This window comes from Cupriavidus sp. 30B13, assembly GCF_049059565.2.
Classification (GTDB): Bacteria; Pseudomonadota; Gammaproteobacteria; order Burkholderiales; family Burkholderiaceae; genus Cupriavidus.
Genome location: NZ_CP188223.1, coordinates 323307 through 338757, shown reverse-complemented (window position 1 = coordinate 338757; position 15451 = coordinate 323307). Strand labels below are relative to the sequence as shown.

12 protein-coding genes are annotated in these 15451 nt (G+C 68.4%); 6 read left to right on the top strand and 6 right to left on the bottom strand.

The features are described from left to right. Positions 1-22: 22 nt before the first annotated feature. A complete protein-coding gene (locus ACKI2N_RS01515) occupies positions 23-1567 on the top strand; it encodes a methyl-accepting chemotaxis protein (protein ID WP_420994024.1) in 1545 nt (514 codons plus the stop codon). A gap of 93 nt (positions 1568-1660) precedes the next feature. On the opposite strand, the gene ACKI2N_RS01510 is transcribed toward ACKI2N_RS01515, so the two are convergent. Further along, a complete protein-coding gene (locus ACKI2N_RS01510; protein ID WP_420994023.1) occupies positions 1661-3328 on the bottom strand; it encodes a GMC family oxidoreductase in 1668 nt (555 codons plus the stop codon). A 326-nt stretch (positions 3329-3654) separates the two neighbouring features. Between ACKI2N_RS01510 and ACKI2N_RS01505 the strand changes: the two genes are divergently transcribed. Beyond that, entirely contained in the window at positions 3655-5058 is a 1404-nt protein-coding gene (locus ACKI2N_RS01505; RefSeq protein WP_420994022.1) for a coniferyl aldehyde dehydrogenase, read from the top strand. A gap of 15 nt (positions 5059-5073) precedes the next feature. Here ACKI2N_RS01505 and ACKI2N_RS01500 read toward each other — a convergent pair whose 3' ends face one another. Then, positions 5074-5979, bottom strand: a complete 906-nt coding sequence (locus ACKI2N_RS01500) for a Kdo hydroxylase family protein (protein WP_420994135.1) — start codon at positions 5977-5979, stop codon at positions 5074-5076. A 281-nt stretch (positions 5980-6260) separates the two neighbouring features. Beyond that, on the bottom strand, positions 6261-7424 hold the full coding sequence (gene metK, locus ACKI2N_RS01495) for a methionine adenosyltransferase (protein WP_020205933.1): 1164 nt from the start codon (positions 7422-7424) through the stop codon (positions 6261-6263). A gap of 382 nt (positions 7425-7806) precedes the next feature. Between metK and ACKI2N_RS01490 the strand changes: the two genes are divergently transcribed. From ACKI2N_RS01490 to ACKI2N_RS01475, 4 genes are all read left to right on the top strand, one after another. Further along, positions 7807-8673 (top strand): lysophospholipid acyltransferase family protein, encoded by an 867-nt coding sequence (locus tag ACKI2N_RS01490; RefSeq protein ID WP_420994021.1) that lies wholly within the window; start codon positions 7807-7809, stop codon positions 8671-8673. A gap of 5 nt (positions 8674-8678) precedes the next feature. Continuing rightward, positions 8679-9572, top strand: a complete 894-nt coding sequence (locus ACKI2N_RS01485) for a lipid A biosynthesis lauroyl acyltransferase (protein ID WP_420994020.1) — start codon at positions 8679-8681, stop codon at positions 9570-9572. A gap of 71 nt (positions 9573-9643) precedes the next feature. Beyond that, positions 9644-10510 (top strand): diaminopimelate epimerase, encoded by an 867-nt coding sequence (gene dapF / locus ACKI2N_RS01480; protein ID WP_420994019.1) that lies wholly within the window; start codon positions 9644-9646, stop codon positions 10508-10510. A 48-nt stretch (positions 10511-10558) separates the two neighbouring features. Continuing rightward, positions 10559-11368: a polyphosphate kinase 2 family protein gene (locus ACKI2N_RS01475; RefSeq protein WP_420994018.1), complete on the top strand. Its 810-nt coding sequence runs from the start codon at positions 10559-10561 to the stop codon at positions 11366-11368. An 817-nt stretch (positions 11369-12185) separates the two neighbouring features. Here the strand turns inward: ACKI2N_RS01475 and ACKI2N_RS01470 are convergent. The 3 genes from ACKI2N_RS01470 to ACKI2N_RS01460 form a co-directional block, all read right to left on the bottom strand. Then, positions 12186-13532: a DUF3734 domain-containing protein gene (locus ACKI2N_RS01470; RefSeq protein ID WP_420994017.1), complete on the bottom strand. Its 1347-nt coding sequence runs from the start codon at positions 13530-13532 to the stop codon at positions 12186-12188. Positions 13533-13636: 104 nt separating this feature from the next. Then, positions 13637-14419: a 3-hydroxybutyrate dehydrogenase gene (locus ACKI2N_RS01465; protein WP_420994016.1), complete on the bottom strand. Its 783-nt coding sequence runs from the start codon at positions 14417-14419 to the stop codon at positions 13637-13639. Between the two features lie 136 nt (positions 14420-14555). Then, on the bottom strand, positions 14556-15296 hold the full coding sequence (locus tag ACKI2N_RS01460; RefSeq protein ID WP_420994015.1) for an acetoacetate decarboxylase: 741 nt from the start codon (positions 15294-15296) through the stop codon (positions 14556-14558). Positions 15297-15451: the final 155 nt, after the last annotated feature.

The following is a 15451-nucleotide window of genomic DNA, read 5'->3' as shown; positions in this document are numbered from 1 at the left end:
GCGGGAATTTCCCGATCCCGACATGAACATCAGCCAACGCCTGCTGCTTTCCCTTTCCCTGGCCGTGGCCGCCCTGCTGGTAGTGGGCCTCGGCGGCATCTGGCAGCTCCGCCAGTCCGAACAGCGCTTCGAATACTTCAACGACAACACGCTGGGCAGCGTGCGCACGCTCGGCGACCTCAAGGACACCGTGAATGCCATGCGCATCTCGCTGTACCAGCACGCCATGAGCGACGACCTCAAGGCAAAGACGGAGAACGAGGAAGCGCTGGCGCGGGCCGACGAAAGGTTCGAAGCCACCGCCGCCAGGTACGCGCGCGACGACATCAGCGACGACACCGACCGCAAGCTGCTCGAGGCAGACCGCGCCGCCTTCAAGCGCTACCGCGACGCCCGGCCCGCGCTGCTGGAGAAATCCCAGGCCAACGACTACCAGGCCGTCCACGACATGCTGGTGTCCGGCGAGCTGCACCAGGCTTCGCTCGCCCTGCGCAAGGCGCTCGACGCGCATATCGCCTACAACAGCGACCTGGGCGAGCAGGCCGTGGTGGACAACCGCGCGCACTACCGCACCGCGGTCCAGGTGTTCTCCGCCCTGATCGCGGTGGCCGTGCTGGTCACGGCCGTGCTGGCGGCGACCCTGTACCGCCGCATCCGCGGCAGCCTGGCCGAGATCGAACAGACCCTGGAATACGTCAGCGACAGCCTCGACCTGGAGCGCCGCGCACCAGTCGGGCGCATGGACGAGATCGGGCGCACCGCGGCCGCCTTCAACCGCCTGCTCGGGCGGGTCGGCGGCGCCATGCGCGAGGTGCGCGAGTCGACCGAGTCGGTGGGCGTGGCCGCGCGCCAGATCGCGGCGGGCAATACCGACCTGTCGGCGCGCACCGAGCAGCAGGCCGCCTCGCTGGAGGAAACCGCCTCGAGCATGGAGCAGCTCACCACCACCGTGCGGCAGAACGCCGACAACGCGCGCCAGGCCAGCGGCCTGGCCGGCGACGCGGCCAGCGTGGCCGAACAGGGCAGCCACGCCGTGCAGCAGGTGGTGCAGACCATGGGCGCGATCGCGGCCAGCTCCGGCCGCATCGCCGAAATCACCAGCCTGATCGAGGGCATCGCGTTCCAGACCAATATCCTGGCGCTCAACGCGGCGGTGGAGGCCGCGCGCGCGGGCGAGCAGGGCCGCGGCTTCGCGGTGGTGGCGGGCGAGGTGCGCAGCCTGGCGCAGCGCTCGTCCAGCGCGGCCCGCGAAATCAAGGACCTGATCGACGAATCGGCCGGCACCGTGCGCGCCGGCTCCACGCAGGCACAGGACGCCGGCAAGACCATGGACGACGTGCGGCAGGCCGTGAAGCGCGTGTCCGACATCATCGGCGAGATCGCCGCCGCGTCGGACGAGCAGAGCGCGGGGATCGAGCAGGTCAACCAGGCGGTCGGCCAGATGGACCAGGTCACGCAGCAGAACGCGGCGCTGGTGGAACAGGCCGCCGCCGCGGCGCAGTCGCTGGACGACCAGGCCGGCAAGCTGCGCGACACGGTCTCGACGTTCCGGCTGGCCGGGGCCTGAACGGCGCGGCGCTATCGCTCGGCGCGCCGAAGATTCGCTCTCCTCTCCCGCTGGCGGGAGGGGGGAGACGACACTCAGCATTCGCGGGGCCGGCTACACCGCCAGTATCTCGGCCAGGCGCAGCACCACGCGCGGGCCGTGGCGGATCAGGTCGTGCGCGCGCTCGCCGATCATGACGGACGGCGCATTGGTGTTGCCGCCGACCAGCGCCGGCATGATCGACGCGTCCACCACGCGCAGGCCCTCCACGCCGCGCACGCGCAGTTGCGGGTCGACCACCGCACCTTCGTCCATGCCCATGCGGCAGGTGCCGGCCGGATGGTAGATAGTGTCGGCACGCTCGCGGATCATGGCGCGGATGGCGGCATCGTCGCTGCCGTCGGCCTGCAGGTGCGCGGAATAGAGTTCCTTGCCGCCGAACGCCGCCAGTTGCGGCTGGGCCAGGATGCGGCGCACGATGCGCACGCCCGCCACGAGGTCGTCGAGGTCGCGCGGGTCGGACAGGAAGCGCGGGTCGATCAGCGGAGCCTCGCGGATGTCGGGCGAGGCCAGCCTGACTTCGCCGCGGCTGCGCGGGCGCAGCACGCACACGTGACACGAATAGCCATGGCCGAAGCGCAGGCGGCGCATGTGGTCGTCGGCCATGCCGACCACGAAATGCAGCTGCAGGTCCGGCTCGTCCAGCTCGGGCCGGCTCTTGAGGAAAGCGCCGGCCTCGGCGAAGTTGGAGGTCAGCATGCCGGTGCGGTCGCGCCGGTAGCGCAGCATCTCGGCCAGCAGGCGCAAGGCGCCGCCCACCGACACGCCGAACAGCTCCGACGCCGCCACGCGCTTGTGCAGCACGACGTCGATATGGTCCTGCAGGTTCGCGCCCACGCCCGGCAGGTGATGCACCACCGGGATGCCCAGTTCGCGCAGCTGCGCGCCCGGGCCCACGCCCGACACCATCAGCAACTGCGGCGAGCCGAACGCGCCGGCCGAGACGATCACCTCGCGGCGCGCGCGCAGCAGTAGCTCGCGCCCGTCCAGCCGCACCGTCACGCCCACCGCGTGGCGGCCTTCGAATTCGATGCGCAGCACCTGCGCGCCGGTCACCACGTGCAGGTTGGCGCGGCTCTCGCCGCTGCCGTCGCCGCGGTGCAGGTAGGCGCGCGCGGCGTTCCAGCGCTCGCCGCCATGCTGGGTCACCTGGTACCAGCCGGCCCCTTCCTGCTCCAAGCCGTTGAAATCGTCGTTGCGGCGGTAGCCGGCCTGCTGCGCGGCCTCGATGAAACGCTGCCCGAAAGGATTCGGCGTGCGCAGGTCCGACACGTGGAGCGGGCCGCTGGCGCCGTGCAGCGGATCGTCGTCGCGCCCGGCCAGGCGTTCGTTGCATTCGGCGCGGCGGAAATACGGCAGGACGTCGTCCCAGGCCCAGCCGTCGCAGCCTGCCGCGGCCCAGCCGTCGTAGTCGGACGGGCGGCCGCGCGTGTAGATCATGGCGTTGAGCGACGAGCTGCCGCCCAGCCCGCGCCCGCGCGGCTGGTAGCCGCGGCGCCCGTCAAGGCCGGGCTGCGGCACGGTGCGGTAGCCATAGTTGCGGCTGCCGGCGCGCGGCAGCAGGGCGGCGACGCCGGCCGGCGTGGAGACCAGCACGTGGTGATCGTGGCCGCCGGCCTCGAGCACCGCCACGCTGTCGCTGCCGCTTTCGGCCAGGCGCCCGGCCAGGGCGCAGCCGGCCGAACCGCCGCCGACGACGAGATAGTCAAAGGTGGTTTCCATCTGTCTCCCCGCGTGGCCGGAGGCCGCCGCGCCGGCGTTGCCGCGCCCGCCGCGGCGGTCCCCGCTGCGCTCTGAAAACCAGTGTAGGCGCTTTGCGGGGAGGGTGAAAAGGACGACGCGGGGACCGCCCAGGCCGCTCCGGCGCACCGGGAAAAGGCATGCGCGCGGGCGGGAAGCGGGCCGCGGCGCGCCCGCTGGAACGCACGTTTGAAGCGCCATGCCCTGGAGGTGCGCCGCCATTGTGAAAGGGAGCGGCATGGCATATGGTGCGGACATCGATAACGCCATGCGCGCCAAGGGCAGCGCACGGCCCCCGGAGACGCGATATGAGAGAAGTGCCCGAGATGTCGTCCGTGTTCGGCGCCATGCGCGCCGCTTCGCGCAGCGACCAGGCGCCCGCCTGGGACGTGCGCGCCGACCGCCTGCGCCGCCTGCGCCGCCTGGTCACGGAGCACCGGGACGAGATCGCCGCCGCCATCAGCGCGGATTTCGGCAACCGCTCGCGCCAGGAGACCGCGCTGCTGGAGATCTTCCCCAGCGTGGCCGGCATCGACGACGCGCTGCGCCACGGCAAGCGCTGGATGCGGGTGCGGCGCGCGCGCACGGGGATCTGGTTCAGGCCCGCCACCTCGCGCCTGATGCCGCAGCCGCTGGGCGTGATCGGCATCGTGGTGCCGTGGAACTACCCGCTGTACCTGACCATCGGCCCGCTCGCGGGCGCGCTGGCCGCGGGCAACCGCGCCATGGTCAAGCTCTCCGAATACACGCCGCGCTTTGCCGCGCTGTTCGCCACGCTGGCGCAGCAGGCTTTCGCCGCCGACGAGGTCACCGTGGTCAACGGCGACGCGCAGGTGGCAAGCACCTTCTCCGCCCTGCCCTTCGACCACCTGCTGTTTACCGGCTCGACCCAGGTCGGCCACCATGTGATGCGCGCGGCAGCCGACAACCTGACGCCGGTGACGCTGGAGCTGGGCGGCAAGTCGCCCGCCATCCTCGGTCCCGGCGCCGACCTGGAGCGGGCGGTGGAGCGCATCCTGGTCGGCAAGCTGCTCAACGCCGGCCAGACCTGCATCGCGCCCGACTACGTGCTGCTGCCCGAGACGATGCGCGATCACTTCGTCGAATCGGCGCGCGCCTGCGCCGGCCGGCTCTATCCGGACCTGGGCGCCAATCCCGACTACACCACCATCATCAGCGCGCGCCATTTCGGCCGGCTCGACGGCCTGGTCGGCGAGGCCGTGCGCGCGGGCGCGCGCGCGGTGCCGCTGACGCAGGCCGCATCGGACCCGCAGCGCCGCCGGCTGGCGCCGGTGCTGCTGCTGGACGTGCCCGAGGACGCCACCGTGATGCGCGAGGAAATCTTCGGCCCGGTGCTGCCGCTGGTGACCTACCGTTCGCTGGAAGACGCGATCGCCTACGTCAACGCGCGGCCGCGGCCGCTGGCGCTGTACCTGTTCGAGCGCAACCGCGGCGCGATCGGCCGCGTGATGGCGCAGACCGTGGCGGGCGGCGTCAGCATCAACGAGACGCTGCTGCACATCGCCCAGGAAGACCTGCCGTTCGGCGGCGTGGGGCCCAGCGGCATGGGCGCGTACCACGGCAAGGCGGGGTTCGAGACCTTCTCCAAGCTCAAGCCGATCTTCCGGCAGTCGGCGCTCAATGGCGCCGGGCTGCTGAAGCCGCCGTACGGCAGGCGCTTCGAGACGATGATCCGGATGCTGCTGCGCTGAGGCGGCCGGGCCGCCTCAGGACGCCAGCATCGGCCGGCCCAGCATGCGCGACAGCACCGCCTCCGGCGAGTGCGTGTGATCGCTGATGGCCTTCGGCGACAGATAGTAGGTCTGCTCCATCATGGCCCGCCCGCGCATGGCGGCGTGCAATACCTGGTCGCTGAACACGATCCAGGTGGAGCCCGGCGGGAACTGGAATTCCTGCTGCGGCACATTGGCCTGGTAGGCCAGGTCGGCCTTGGCGAGGTCATGCAGCTGCAGCATGCGGTGGTCATACTCCGAGCGGCGGCGCTTGGTGATGCGCAGCAGTTCCATCAGGCGCGCCTGGCCCGGCCACATGCCCTTGGTCTGCGGCACGAAGCGGCGCGCGAAATCGCCGAACGGCTCGCCCACGCGCCACACGCGCGGCGCCTGCGGATCGATGTTGTGGAACACGCGCAGCAGGCGCTGGCCCAGCAACGGGTTGGACGGGAAGGAATCCACATGCAGGCGGGTATCGTCCTTGCGCCAGCTCACCGGCCGGCCGGCGATTTCGCTCGGGCGCAGCGAAGTGCCGGCGCGCACCATGTGCGGGCCATATTCCGGGAACAGGCTCAGCACCAGCTTTTCGCTGGACTCGGCATAGCGGCGGATCAGGCGGTAGAGGTCCTTGAGGTCCTGCTCGCCGCCCTGGGCGCCGCGCACGGCCTGGTCGCCGGCGCGCAGGTTGATGTTCTTGGACTTGCCGTCCGACCAGCGGCTGTCGAGAAAGCGTTCCTCGCCGGGCTCGAATCTGAAATGCAGCTGCGGGAAGTACAGCACCGCGCCCTGCTCGAGCTGCTGGCGCAGCCCGGCCGCGGTGGCGGCATCGACCTGCGGCGCCCAGTCGGTGTAGGGCTGGGTGCGGATCAGGTTGAAGGCGGGGCCATCCGCGCCGGGCATGGCGGCCGGGCCGGAGGCGGCCGGCGCGAGCGTCGAATGGGTCGAATCTTGTGACATGGGCATCCTCGGTATGCGGGCGCCGGCGGAACTCCAGCAGGCTCCGGCGGGCTTCGGCGAGATAACGAGGCGCTACTTGCCGTGCGGCCTCGCGATCCCGCGATTCTACCCGCGCGGGCCCGGCGCGCCATCCCGGCCCGGGCCGCGCTTGATCTTCGACAAAGGCCGCAGGCGCAAAAAAAAACGCCGCCCGGAGGCGGCGTTCCTGGCGGCGGGCGCGAGCCTTACAGGCCGGCGGCGGCGCGCAGCGCGGCGGCCTTGTCGGTGGCTTCCCACGAGAACTCCGGCTCTTCGCGGCCGAAGTGGCCGTAGGCGGCGGTCTTCTCGTAGATCGGGCGCAGCAGGTCCAGCATCTGCACGATGCCCTTCGGGCGCAGGTCGAAATGCTCCTGCACCAGCGCGGCGATCGCCTCGTCGGAGATCTTGCCGGTGCCTTCCGTGTACACGGTCACGTTGATCGGGCGGGCCACGCCGATGGCGTAGCTGACCTGCACCTGGCACTGGCGCGCCAGGCCGGCGGCAACCACGTTCTTGGCGACGTAGCGCGCGGCATAGGCGGCCGAGCGGTCGACCTTGGACGGATCCTTGCCCGAGAACGCGCCGCCACCGTGCGGCGAAGCGCCGCCGTAGGTGTCGACGATGATCTTGCGCCCGGTCAGGCCGCAATCGCCCTGCGGGCCGCCAATGACGAAGCGGCCGGTCGGGTTGACCAGGTACTTGGTGTCCTTGAGCATCGCGGCCGGCAGCACCGGCTTGATGATTTCCTCGATCACGGCTTCGCGGATCTGCGCCTGGCTGATGTCCGGCGCGTGCTGGGTCGACAGCACCACGGTGTCCACGCTGTGCGGGCGGCCGTCGACGTAGCGCACGGTCACCTGGGACTTGGCGTCCGGGCGCAGCCAGGGCAGGCGGCCGTCGCGGCGCAGCTGCGACTGGCGCTCGACCAGGCGGTGCGAGTAATAGATCGGGAAGGGCATCAGCTCCGGCGTCTCGTCGCAGGCGTAGCCGAACATCAGGCCCTGGTCGCCGGCGCCCTGGTTCAGGTAGTCGTCGGAGGCGCGGTCCACGCCCTGGGCGATGTCGGGCGACTGCTTGTCGTAGGCGACCAGCACGGCGCAGCCCTTGTAGTCGATGCCGTAGTCGGTGTTGTCGTAGCCGATGCGCTTGATGGTGTCGCGTGCGACTTGGATGTAGTCGACGTTGGCGGTCGTGGTGATTTCCCCGGCGAGGACCACCAGCCCGGTGTTGCAAAGCGTCTCGGCCGCCACGCGCGCGTACTTGTCCTGGGACAGGATGGCGTCCAGGACTGCGTCGGAAATCTGGTCAGCGACCTTATCGGGATGGCCTTCGGAGACGGATTCCGAAGTGAACAGGAAGTCGTTTGCCACGAACTTTTTCTCCAGGTTGGCTATTGCGCGCCAACCTATCCAGCCCGGGCGGCGACGCTTTAGCGGTATTTTCACGCCGTTCCGGTAGAACGGTATCGCCCCGCAAGTTGTCAGTTAACTCGGCGATACGCGTTATTATACGCGCCTGCCGGCCGCTGTGCAGCAACCCCCACTGCCTCCGGGGTTGCCTGTGCGGTGCTGCCGCGGCCATTGCCGGACGGATGCGGCCGGACTGCCGGCCGCGGCGGCGGCGCGGACAGGGCAGGCACCGAGACAGGCCCGGAAACACCCCGCCCGTCTCGTTTCGATTGCCCCAATAACGGCGCCGCCGGGCAAAAACATAAATCACTTACCCGGCCACCATGCCGCTGAGCGCGATCCGATGACCCTGTTGTTCTGGCTGATTTCCCGCTTGCCGCTGTCGTGGCTGCACGCCACCGGCGGCACGCTCGGCCTGCTGGCGGCGCGCCTGCCGGGACGCTACGGCACCCGGCTGACCGCCCACCTGCGCCAGGCCTATCCGCGCGCGGACGCGGCCACGCTGGCCGAGGCCGCGCGCGCGACCGGCCGCATGATCCTGGAAATGCCGTACTTCTGGTGCCGCCGCAATCCGCCCGGGCGCATGTACGGCTTTGCCGGGCCGCTGTGGCCGGAACTGGACCGCCTGATGGCGCAGGGCCGCGGGCTGATCATCCTGGTGCCGCACCTGGGCTGCTTCGAAGTGCTGCCCCAGGCATTCGCGCTGAAGCATCCGGTCACCGCCCTCTACAAGCCGCCGCACCAGCCCTGGCTGCGCGCGTGGATCCTGAAGATGCGCACGCGCCATAATCTGGCGATGGCGCCGGCGGAGCCGCGCGGCGTGCGCATGCTGCTCAAGGCGCTCAAGCGCGGCGAGGCCGTCGGCATCCTGCCGGACCAGGTGCCGCCCGGCGGCGAAGGCGCGTGGGCGCCGTTCTTCGGCAGGCCCGCCTACACCATGACCCTGGTGCAGCGCCTGCAGCAGCACACCGGCTCGCCCATCGCGGCGATCTTCGCCGAGCGCCTGCCGCGCGGCGCCGGCTTCCGCGGCCATATGCAGGTGATCGAGGAGCCGCTGCCGGCCGATCCTGCCGCCGCTGCCGCCGTGCTGAACCAGGCCATCGAAGACCTGGTCGCCGCCGCGCCCACCCAGTACCTGTGGGGCTACAACCGATACAAGCAACCGCGCGGCGCCGAGGCTCCTCCCGCACCGGCGCCGCTTCCCAACTAGAACAGATGAGCCGTATCTTTACCTGGCTGGGCATTGCCCTGCTGACCGTGCTGGGCAAATTGCCCTATCCGCTGGTGGCGCGCTTCGGCGAAGCGCTGGGCAGCCTGCTCTACCTGTTTCCGAGCAGCCGCCGCGGCGTGGTGCAGACCAACCTGCGCCTGAGCTTCCCGGAGCGCAGCGAGGCCGAGATCGGGGCGCTGTCGCGCCAGACCTTCCGCACGGTGTTCCGCAGCTTTGCCGAGCGCGGCATCTTCTGGACCGGCAGCGAGAAGCAGATGCGCCGCTGGGTCCGCATCGAAGACCACGCCGACCTGGTGGCGCTCGACGGCAAGCCGCACATCCTGGTCACGCTGCACCTGTCCGGCGTGGAAGCCGGCGCGATCCGCCTGACCATCCACCTGCGCGACCACGTGGGCCGCTCGGGCGCCTCGCTCTACACCAAGCAGAAGAACGACCTGTTCGACGGCTTCCTCAAGCATGCGCGCGGGCGCTTCGGCGCCAACATGATCGCCCGCAACGACAGCGCGCGCGACATCATCCGCTGCCTGCGCAAGGGCGAGGCGCTCCAGCTGATCGCCGACATGGATTTCGGCGAGCGCGATTCCGAGTTCGTGCCCTTCTTCGGCGTGCAGGCCCTGACGCTGACCTCGGTGTCGCGCCTGGCGCGGCTGACCGGCGCCAAGGTGGTGCCGATCTATACCGAGATGCTGCCCGACTATCAGGGCTACGTGCTGCACGTCCTGCCCGCCTGGGAAGACTATCCCGGCGACAGCGTGACCGACGACACGCGGCGCATGAACGCCTTCTTCGAAGACTGCATCCGCCCGCGCATCGCCGAGTATTACTGGGTGCACAAGCGCTTCAAGCACCGCCCGCCCGGCGAGCCCGAGATCTACTGACACTACCGACGCCGCTGACACCGCCCGCGGCGCGCCCTGCATGCGCGCCCGGCAAGGCATACAATCGCACCATGAAACTCCAGTTCACCAAGATGCATGGCGCCGGCAACGACTTCGTCGTGCTCGACGGCATCAACCAGACCCTGAACCTGACGCCCGCGCAGTGGCGCGCGCTCGCCAGCCGGCATTTCGGCGTGGGCGCGGACCAGATCCTGGTGGTCGAGAAGCCCACCCGCGACGATGTCGACTTCCGCTACCGCATCTTCAACGCCGACGGCGGCGAGGTCGAGCATTGCGGCAACGGCGCGCGCTGCTTCGTGCGCTTCGTCACCGACCGCGGCCTGACCGACAAGCGCTCGGTGCGCGTGGAAGTGATGAACGGCGTGATCACGCTGACGCTGCAGGACGACGGCCAGGTCACGGTCGACATGGGCGCGCCCGAGCTCGAGCCGGCCCGCGTGCCGTTCCGCCCCGACGGCCTGCCCACCCGCGCCGAAGGCCGCGACACGCTGTACGGCCTCGAGGTCAACGGCCGCACGGCATGGATCTCCGCCGTGTCGATGGGCAACCCGCACGCGGTGCAGGTGGTGGACGACACCGAGGCCTTCCCGGTGCTGCAGGACGGCCCCATCATCGAGCATCACGCCAGCTTCCCCAACCGCGTCAACGCCGGCTTCATGCAGGTGCTGCAACGCCACACCGTGCGCCTGCGCGTGTTCGAGCGCGGCGCCGGCGAGACGCTGGCCTGCGGCACGGGCGCCTGCGCGGCGGTGGTGGCCGGCATCCGCCGCGGCCTGCTGGACTCGCCGGTGGTGGTGCATACCCACGGCGGCGACCTCACCATCGCCTGGGACGGCGAAGGCCAGCCGGTGCGCATGACCGGCCCCGCCACCACCGTGTTCGAAGGCAGCATTGACCTGGAGCGGCTGCCGGGCTGACCATAGAGGCCTGCGGCCGGTACAGGCCGCGCCCTCGATGGAGTGCCAATGCCGCTCGCCGATTTCTGCATCACCTCCGGCAAGAACTTCCGCCTTGCCGATTTCAACCCCGGCGCCAAGCCCCTCTCCAGCGGCGACAAGGCCGCCGACCAGGCCCGCATCGCCGAACTGAGCACCAAGCTCGACCTGCAGCAGGACATCTTCTACGCCGAGCACAAGCGCAAGCTGCTGATCGTGCTGCAAGGCATGGACACCAGCGGCAAGGACGGCACCGTGCGCGGCGTCTTCCGCAGCTTCGACCCGCTGGGCATCCGCGTGGTCAGCTTCAAATCCCCCACCGCCGAAGAACTCGCGCACGACTACCTGTGGCGCATCCACGCCCAGGTCCCGCGCGCCGGCGAGATCGTGGTATTCAACCGCAGCCACTACGAAGACGTGCTGATCACGCGCGTGCACGAGTGGATCGACGAAGACGAATGCGAGCGGCGCTACAAGCAGCTGCGCGCCTTCGAGACCCTGCTGATGGAAACCGGGACCACCATCGTCAAGTGCTTCCTGCATATTTCCAAGGACGAACAGAAATCCCGCCTGGAAGCGCGCCTGGCCGATCCGCAGAAACACTGGAAGTTCGATCCCAGGGACCTGGAGGAGCGGCAGTACTGGAAGAGCTACATGACGGCTTACGAGGCGGCGATTGCCGCCACCAGCACGCCGGAGGCGCCATGGTATATCGTGCCGGCGGATTCGAAGACGCATCGGAATTTGATGGTGGCGGAGATTGTGTTTGATGTTTTTTCCAGGTTGAAGCCGGTTTATCCGGCCGGGGATCCTGGATTAGGGAAATTGAAGGTTGTTTGATTTTTTATTTTATATCTTCAAAAAATTATTTTGGATATTTATATTTAATTAAACTTCAAAGTCAAAGTCTTAAAATCAAAGTCAAAGGCTTTCGCTCCCCCGGAGCGACCTACTTTCTTTTTTCCGAAAAGAAAGTAGGCAAAGAAAGCGGACTGCCTGGCCGGCAGAGGCAGAAACGTTGGATTTTCTTATTGTTCGTGGTTTCGTGGTGGGGTTCGTGGTTCTGCTGGCATCCTGCCGTTACCGATGCGGCCCACCACGATCTTGCTGGCGGCAGTGGTCTCGGAGTCAGACCTATGATGGCGGACGCACTGCTTGTTCGGCCATCTGCCGTTACCGGCTCGGATCCCCACGACGTAGCAACCTCGTGGTTTCGTGGTGGGCGTGGTGGACCGGGGCGCGGGTGTATGGGGCTACGTTCAATGGGGCCACCGTGCCCACCACGAAACCGGCGCGGCGCCTATGACGTGCCCATCCGCTCCGGTCGCGGCAGCAGCTTGAACCACCGGGGCCTACGCCATCATGCAGCTTCACCGCGAATCGAACACCACCCGCGACGCCGCAGGCGAGCAAACCGGTAGCGTCAGCAGTCTCATCGAAGCCAACGCGCCCACCACGAAACCCAAATCAGATTTAAAGTCTGAGCGCCCAGCCTTCTGCAAGAATCGCTTTCTTTTGGTTACTTTTCTTTTCGAGAAAAGAAAAGTGACACTTACATGTGCGCGAATGGGCTACCAAGCCCAAGCCGCCAGGCCCACAGAGACAAGCAGACTCTCTCACAAGCGCCAGATTAAGCCAATCACACCCAAATCCAAAATCACTTCCCCCCATTCCCCCGATGAATATCATGCGTAACGAACGGCCTCTCATGCGTAGGCATGGCCAGCCATTCCGGATGCTTCAACGTCTCCCGGATATCGTCCAGCCCGCTAGTCCAGTGCTCGTTCATGGTCAGTAACCCGAACTGGTAATCCTTGGCGGTGCCCTCGAACGTCTTGTCCCGGTAGATGAGCTGAATCACGTTGCGCCGCGCGTCGCAGGCGTATTCGGCGGCTTTGCGGTACCAGTCGTTGTCGCGCTGTGCCTGCGGCACCAGCGCCATCACTTCGCTGAGCATGCGGCGGTAGTTCTGCTGCTCGCCCATGTAGTCGGTGATGGTGCGGGTGCGGCTGGAGTACTGGATGTCCTTCTGGCGCTCGGCCACGTCCAGCAGGTTGTGCGGCAGCTTGCCGCGCGCGCTCCACAGGTCGACCTGGAAGATCAGCGCGTCGCGGCGGGGCTGGGCGGTGAGCACTTCGGACAGCGGCGTGTTGGAGACCAGGCCGCCGTCCCAGTAGAACTCGCCGTCGATCTCCACCGCGGGAAAGCCTGGCGGCAAGGCGCCCGAGGCCATGAAATGCTCGGCGGACAGCTTGCGGCGGGTGTTGTCGAAATAGGCAAAGTTGCCGGTGCGCACGTTGACCGCGCCCACCGACACGCGCATCTCGTTGTGATGGTGGTTGATGCGGTCGAAATCGGCGAAACGCTCCAGCGTGGCCTTGAGCGGCGAGGTGTCGTAGTAGCTGGCGCTGCCGGGGCCGCCCTGGTGATCGAACAGCGTGGGCCACGGGCGCGGCAGGAAGAAGCCGCGCTGGCCTTCGAGCATGGCGCGGCTCGCCTCGATGCTGTCGAAGAAGGCGCGCACGGGGTCGGGCCAGTGCGTGGCGCTGTCGGCAATCATTTCGTACGGCAGCAGGTTGGGCAGCCAGGGCTGCCGGCAGATGTACTCCCAGAAGGCGCGCAGTTGCTCGACGCGGCGCTCGGGCGCGTTGCCGGCGATCACCGCGGCGTTGAGCGCGCCGATGGAGATGCCCGCCACCCAGTTGGGCTGCACGCCGGCTTCGGCCAGGCCCTGGTAGACGCCCGCCTGGTAGGAGCCGAGCGCGCCGCCGCCCTGCAGCACCAGTGCCCTGACCGTGTACTGGTGGTGCACCGCCCGTTTGCTGCCCTCGCCCTGCGGCGCGAGATCGGGTGGCGCGCAGCCGCCGGGGGGCAGGTAATTCGGCTCCGGCTCCTTCGCTGTCTTCGCCTTCGCGGCCGCGCGCTTTACCGCGGGCGCCGCCGGATCGGCCACCACGGCCGCCGCTTTGCTGGGTGCGCCGTTTCTCTCGACTTTCGCTGTCATGGTATTCACCTTCTGCCGACGTGCGCCTGCCACGGCTTCTCCTTGATGGTGTCGTGCCTGTGGCTGCCGGCAGGCGGCACCGCCGCGCTGCCGGCAGCCCCCGTTTACTGCATGTACCAGCCGTGGCTGACGATGAACGACTGCCCGGTCAGCGCCGCCGACGGGAACGCACACAGGAACAGCGCGGTCTGGGCCACGTCGTCCACGGTGGTGAAGACGCCGTCCACGGTACCGCCCAGCATCACGCGGCGGATCACGTCTTCCTCGCTGATGCCCAGTTCCTTGGCCTGCTCGGGGATCTGCTTGTCGACCAGCGGCGTGCGCACGAAGCCCGGGCAGATCACGTGCGAGCGCACGTTGTATTCCGCGCCTTCCTTGGCCAGCACGCGCGCCAGCCCGAGCAGCGCGTGCTTGGCGGCCACGTAGGCGGATTTCAGCGGCGAGGCTTCGTGCGAGTGGACCGAGCCCATGTAGATCACGGTACCGCCGCGCTTGTCCTTGTACATGTACTTGAGCGCCGCCTTGGTGGTGAGGAAGGCGCCGTCCACGTGGATGGCCTGCATCTTCTTCCAGTCGGAAAAGGCGTAGTTCTGGATCGGGTTGACGATCTGGATGCCGGCGTTCGAGACCAGGATGTCGATATGGCCGAAGACCTTGGCGACCTCGTCGGTGGCGTTGTTGACGGCATCCTCGTTGGTCACGTCCATCGCCACGGCGATGGCGCGCCCGCCGGCGGCCTCGATGTCGGCGGCGGCTTTCTGCGCGGCCTCGAGATTCAGGTCGGCGATGGCTACCGCCGCGCCTTCCTTGGCCAGCAGGTCAGCGATGGCTTTGCCGATGCCGCTGGCGGCGCCGGTGACGATGGCGGTTTTTCCCTGGAGCTTCATGAAGACACCTCGTGTGTGGTTGATGCGGGTTGGTCGCCGCGGGCGCGATGCCCGCGGCGCGCGGAAGGTCGAAAAGAGCGGGGCGCCGGACGGCCGGGCCCGGGCAGGGCCGTCCGCGCCGGCGGGCGCGGGCCGCTCAGGCCAGGTAGTCGAACACCACCTCGCCCAGGCCGAGCGTGAGGTCGGCCACGAAGTGCTTGGCGCCGAGCACTTCCAGCACCGGCAGGGCGGCCACCGGCGCCAGCGCGTGCGGCGACAGCGACAGCGCCGCCGGGCCGGTCCAGGCGCCCTTCATCTGCACGTCCTGGAGGAAGTAGCAGACCAGCTCGCAGATGCGCGGGCTGCCGTCCACGTGCGGAATGACCTTGAGCAGGTAATTGGGCGTGGCGGCGAGCGACTTGCCGAGCGCGTCCTTGTCCAGCTCGTGGTGCTTGTAGCCCATGGTGCCGGTGGCCACGCGCACCGGGCCGTAGTCGAGCGTGCCGACCAGGGTATCGGTGTGGGTCTCCAGCTTGGGGCTGGCGAGCTTCTTCGGGAACCCCCACAGCTCGCGCCCGCCCGCCAGCGGCGGATGGTCGTCGAGGTACATCGCGTGGGTGTAGGTGCCGGGCTTGCCCTGGTAGGTGACCGGAATCACCTGGCCCGACTCGGTGTAGTCGCCGAAGCCGGTGGAGTCCGGCATGCGGATGAACTCGTAGTTGACCACCGCGTCGGCGATCTCCAGCGGTTCCGGCACCACGGCGCGCAGCAGCGCCGGATCGGTGCGGTAGGTGATGATGAAGAATTCCCGATGGATGAAGCGGTATGGCCCCATCGGAAAGGCCGGACTGGTAAGCGGCATGGCGAATGCCTGCTCGCGGATCGTCTTGATGTCCATCGCCAGCTAACCTCCTGAAGAGATGCTGCGCCGCCTTGCCGGGCGGCAAGGCGAATCGCTGGCGGCAAGGCCATCCCGGCCGGCCAGCGAGATCAGTCAGACCGGCGAATTTTCCGCGCGGTTCCCGTTGTCTGCTGCAATGCGACAAAGCTTTG